The sequence below is a fragment of the Phormidium sp. CCY1219 genome (genome assembly GCF_035615515.1).
Lineage (GTDB): Bacteria > Cyanobacteriota > Cyanobacteriia > Cyanobacteriales > Laspinemataceae > CCY1219.
This window is the reverse complement of record NZ_JAJENT010000242.1, coordinates 1-4,062: the sequence shown is the minus strand read 5'-3', so window position 1 is coordinate 4,062 and position 4,062 is coordinate 1. Positions and strand designations below refer to the sequence as shown.

Sequence of the window (4,062 nt, the reverse complement as noted above, 5' to 3'; positions counted from 1 at the left end):
TCCATTTCTACATAAAATCGATTGGCCGTAATATAGTTGAGGCCATGTGTCTGAGTAGAATTACTTTTCGCCATCGGTTCCCCCTAAATGTCGAACTCTCCCCCCCCCAATTTTACCCCCAGTTTAGAATTTCCCCCTCAGCAGCTATATTAGACCAAGGTCGAATATCATTGGTCGTTGGTCATTTGTCCTTTGTCCTTTGTCATTTGTTGTTTGTCATTTGTTGTTTGTCATTTGTTGTTTGTCATTTGTTGTTTGTCGTTTTTTATTGGTGATTTGTAATTAGTTTTTTTTTAATAGGTCATTTGAGGAAGTACCAATGACCAATGACCTGTTCTCCCATGACCAATGACCACCAAACCTTACCGTGGCGGTAAAGGATTGAGGGGAATTAGTCCAGTTTGATAAATCAAACGTTGAGCTTCGGTAGTTTTGAGGATTTCGGCAAATTTTTCCCCTACGGGTTCTAATCGATTGTCTCGCAAATAAATGATGCTTAAGGGATAAGCTAAGGGATAGCGGTTGTTGCGAAATGCTTCGGCGTTGGGGAAATAACTGCCTTTATCGTTACATAAATCGCTGTCTGGAGTGATGGGTTGATTGAGTTGGGGGTGAATTAGGGGAGAAATGGGGGAGGAATTATCTCGAGCGATCGCCAATGGATAGACGGAACATTGACCGAAGACTTTGCTCAAACTGCCAAATCCAATACTGCCAATAGTATTATCTTCAAAATCGCGAATCACTTGTCGCAACATGGCGAAGGTGGAAAGGGAGGTAATTCTCGCGGGGGTGACGGCGAAACTTCCCGGTTGTGTCTGGTTTTGGCGTAAGGCGCGAAACTGAGCGATCGCGCCTCTATCTTTTAACACCCTCGACTCGAACATCCTTACCGCTTCTTCTTCTACAGGCACATACAATTTTATCTCTAAATCCGGTCCGCCCAGTTGCGACCAATTGGTAATCTCTCCAGTGTAAATTTGCCGCAATTGCTCGAATGTAATGGTTCCATTTAACTCGTGAGGCAAGCTATTTTCTCGCCGCGCATAGCTAAAGGGGACGAAAACCACAATCCCATCATAGGCAAATGCTTCGTACCCCAATTCGGTATAGAATAAATCCCCATAAACTGCTTTGGCGCTCAGGAGATTGGCGATCGCAAAATCGGCAGATTGAGACAACACTTGCGCGATCGCTTCAGTCGCGCTTGGTTCTTCTTGCGCGCGAAACGAAATCGGCGCGGGTTCTCCTTCTTCCCCAGGAGGACTTATCCGCAGTCTCAATTCTGACTCTAGAGTTTTCCCCCGCGCAATTAAATTCGGTTGGTCTAACACGTAATTCCAAATCCCACTCTCCACCGTGGTATAGATAAAATCTCCCAAGGGAATCCCCGCCACATTTTCAATACAGCACTGAGTTTGCTCATCGGTGGCCCTAGTTTCTTTTCGCGTAACCAGCCAATAAATCAGCAGTCCCAATAACACCACACCCAAAATCCCTAGGGAAACCCCCAAAATCCGCCGCCAAGGTTTCTTTTTCTCGCTTATCGGTTCGGTAATCAGTTCGTTTGGCGCAGATTTGTTCGCCAAACTAGACTGGATTTCCCCCGCGCTTATCGGAAGTTTCAATAACGTTTGGCGGGCATTTTCGGCACTGTGAAAGGGCAGGTTTCCGATTCCGATTAGATTTAAAATAAAGTTCTTCAAATCCCGATTGACAGGCGGCCAATCTTCTTCTACCGTGGGATTTAGCGGTCGTTCGGTTTCCAAATCCACCGCCGACCCGGCGAGCAAATAAAAGGCAATGTAGCCTAAGTCTTTTAAGTCTCGTTCTGGGGAAAGATTAACCGATTCTGGCAGGATGGGATGAAAGGGATTTTCCCACAGTCCTAAATCGCACAGATAGATAAAGAATCCCTGCAAATGGGGGACGATTAACAAACTATCGAGACTGAGATTTCCGTGGGCAATTCCCGGTTTGACGAGACCGGAGTGCAGGCGAAATTTTTGTCCGTGAAGAAATTGCAAGCTTTGCAATACTTGGTCGAGGGCTTGATACACTTGAAAGCTACTCAGCGGTCCGGTTTGCAATAAGTAGCTGGCGAGGGTGGGAAAGCTGTCGATTTTCCCTTGGGTGATGAGATAACAGCGGTTTTCTAGAGGAGAGGCGATCGCTTCTGTAGGAGTCAGCAGGCGCGGGTCTTGCACCCGACCATCAGCCAAACTCACCCGGGAAAACAGCAAAAATAACTCTCTTCTCTGACGGGTTTCTTCTTTATTAAAATAGCGTTTGGGGAACAGGTATTCTTTGATAACGACTGGTTGGCGATCGCTCAATTTTATCCCTTCGTACAATCGCCCCATATTCCGATAACCCAACAACCGTTCCACTTGATAGGTTCCCCGGCTTCCCTGAATTTGGGTCTCCATGGGCAACGGAACCGGAAACCCGCATTCCCGGCAAAATTTCGCTTTCGGTCGTTCTTCCTGCGTCTGTTGCGGCACTTCACAAGCAAGCGGGTTCGCGCGCAAGCAACTGTATTTCGGATAAAGCGGTTTTATCGGTTGGCGCAATTGCACCGGTGTGGGTTCGGCTTCTAACTCCGGGGCGAGTTGCGTTTCTTCCGCCGCTTCTGTCTCTTTTTTGAAGAGTTTAAAGGGCAGTTTGGACTTGAACTGAGGCAGTTTCGGCGGGCTAATTTTCAGGTGTTGCTTGACGAAGGGCACCATCCATCGCATTCGCATGGGCACCAAACGGGTAAGTCCGGCGGTAAATCCCCGCTTTACACCACTCGCTTTTGTGGCGGCGCGCGCTGCTTCTCTACGCCCCGCTTCTTTTAGCACTTCTTTGCCCAGTTTTTTTGACATGCTCTCCCTGTAAATCTTTACAAAACTTTTCTCGACAGTGGCGGCATTATTTTGCTATGCTAACCCTAGCAATTCCCTAGGCTTAGGATTGGAAAAATGGCACAAAATGAAGTAGTTAGGTTGTTTAGAGACGTTCAAGCCTATCCCGAACTGAAGGACAAGTACAATACGGCTTCTAGTTTAGAGGATTTAGTGGCAATGGCGCAAAAGGATGGATACGATTTTACTGTAGAAGAATGGCTAGAGGCGACAAGCTTTAAAGTAGAAGAATATAAATCCCAGCTTTCGGAAATTCCGGGAATTTAAGCTGATGGGAAAATGGCGATCGCAATTTTTCTCCCAAAAAGTCGCGATCGCCATTTTCCCCGGCCAACTACACCGCTTTCCCATCCACTTTTAACTTGCCGTTCGTTCGTTCTAGGTAAAGATCCGAGGCCAGGGGAGTCAATGTTAAGCCAAACTTGGGAAAATCAAATGTCGCCCCTTTGGCACTACTGATTAACGCCTGACGCAGGGAATCCAAGGCGGTGGTATATTCTACGGTTTCTTCCCCGGTTTTACCTGACAATTTTTGCTGTTGATTGCGATCGCTAATCAGGCGATTAATCTCCCCTTGAATTTGTTGCACGTGCCCGTCCAATCCGCCCGCCGTGCGAAACAAATCCGCCACTCGTTCCCGTTTCAAGGTTTCCAACCAGCGGGCCGGCTCCAGATAGGGGTCGGTGATATTGTGGCGATCGTCTACTGGCGCATGTCGCCCTCCCCCTGCCCGTTGAATCGTCTCGGAGTGTTCGTTGCCTTGCAATACTTCGAGACTCTCTTCTAACTGGGGATTAGCAGAAGTTTCTTCCTCCTCCGCCTGAAGCTGAATCCCTTCGGAATCCCTAGATTGCATGGAAAGCTCTTGCAATTGCGGTTCTTCTTCCGGAGGTAAAATCGAGATATTGGCCAAGTGATGACCGCCGGAAGGGGAGGTTTGTACCGTGGGGGCATCTGTGGCGCGCGAGGCGCTGTCGGCGCTGTGGGTGAAGGGACGCGATCGTATCGGCGAGTAAGATGTGGACGGCAAGGGAATTTTTTTCTTCTCTTTGCGTTGGATGCGAGTTCTGATTTTCATAGAAAATTAGGGGTTGGTAAGGGGGGCGAATGGAAACCCCTGTCATTTATGTATGGGGAGGAATTCGCCCCCCTTACA

3 protein-coding genes are annotated in these 4,062 nt (G+C 48.0%); 1 reads left to right on the top strand and 2 read right to left on the bottom strand.

All coding sequences use genetic code 11. The features are described from left to right. Nucleotides 1–362: 362 nt before the first annotated feature. Nucleotides 363–2,867, bottom strand: a complete 2,505-nt coding sequence (locus tag LKK83_RS02580) for a substrate-binding domain-containing protein (protein ID WP_324629231.1) — start codon at nucleotides 2,865–2,867, stop codon at nucleotides 363–365. 96 nt (nucleotides 2,868–2,963) lie between these two features. Between LKK83_RS02580 and LKK83_RS02575 the strand changes: the two genes are divergently transcribed. Then, nucleotides 2,964–3,173, top strand: coding sequence for a Nif11-like leader peptide family natural product precursor (locus LKK83_RS02575; protein ID WP_324629230.1), 210 nt, complete (start codon nucleotides 2,964–2,966; stop codon nucleotides 3,171–3,173). A 67-nt stretch (nucleotides 3,174–3,240) separates the two neighbouring features. On the opposite strand, the gene LKK83_RS02570 is transcribed toward LKK83_RS02575, so the two are convergent. Next, nucleotides 3,241–3,984 carry a hypothetical protein gene (locus LKK83_RS02570; RefSeq protein WP_324629229.1) on the bottom strand — a complete coding sequence of 248 codons (744 nt, stop codon included), beginning with the start codon at nucleotides 3,982–3,984 and terminating at the stop codon, nucleotides 3,241–3,243. Between the last annotated feature and the right edge of the window lie 78 nt (nucleotides 3,985–4,062).

What these genes read in the sequence shown, in the direction of transcription:
- LKK83_RS02580 (WP_324629231.1), bottom strand. Translation starts at nt 2,867, where the DNA reads ATGTCAAAAAAACTGGGCAAAGAAGTGCTAAAAGAAGCGGGGCGTAGA.
- LKK83_RS02575 (WP_324629230.1), top strand. Translation starts at nt 2,964, where the DNA reads ATGGCACAAAATGAAGTAGTTAGGTTGTTTAGAGACGTTCAAGCCTAT.
- LKK83_RS02570 (WP_324629229.1), bottom strand. Translation starts at nt 3,984, where the DNA reads ATGAAAATCAGAACTCGCATCCAACGCAAAGAGAAGAAAAAAATTCCC.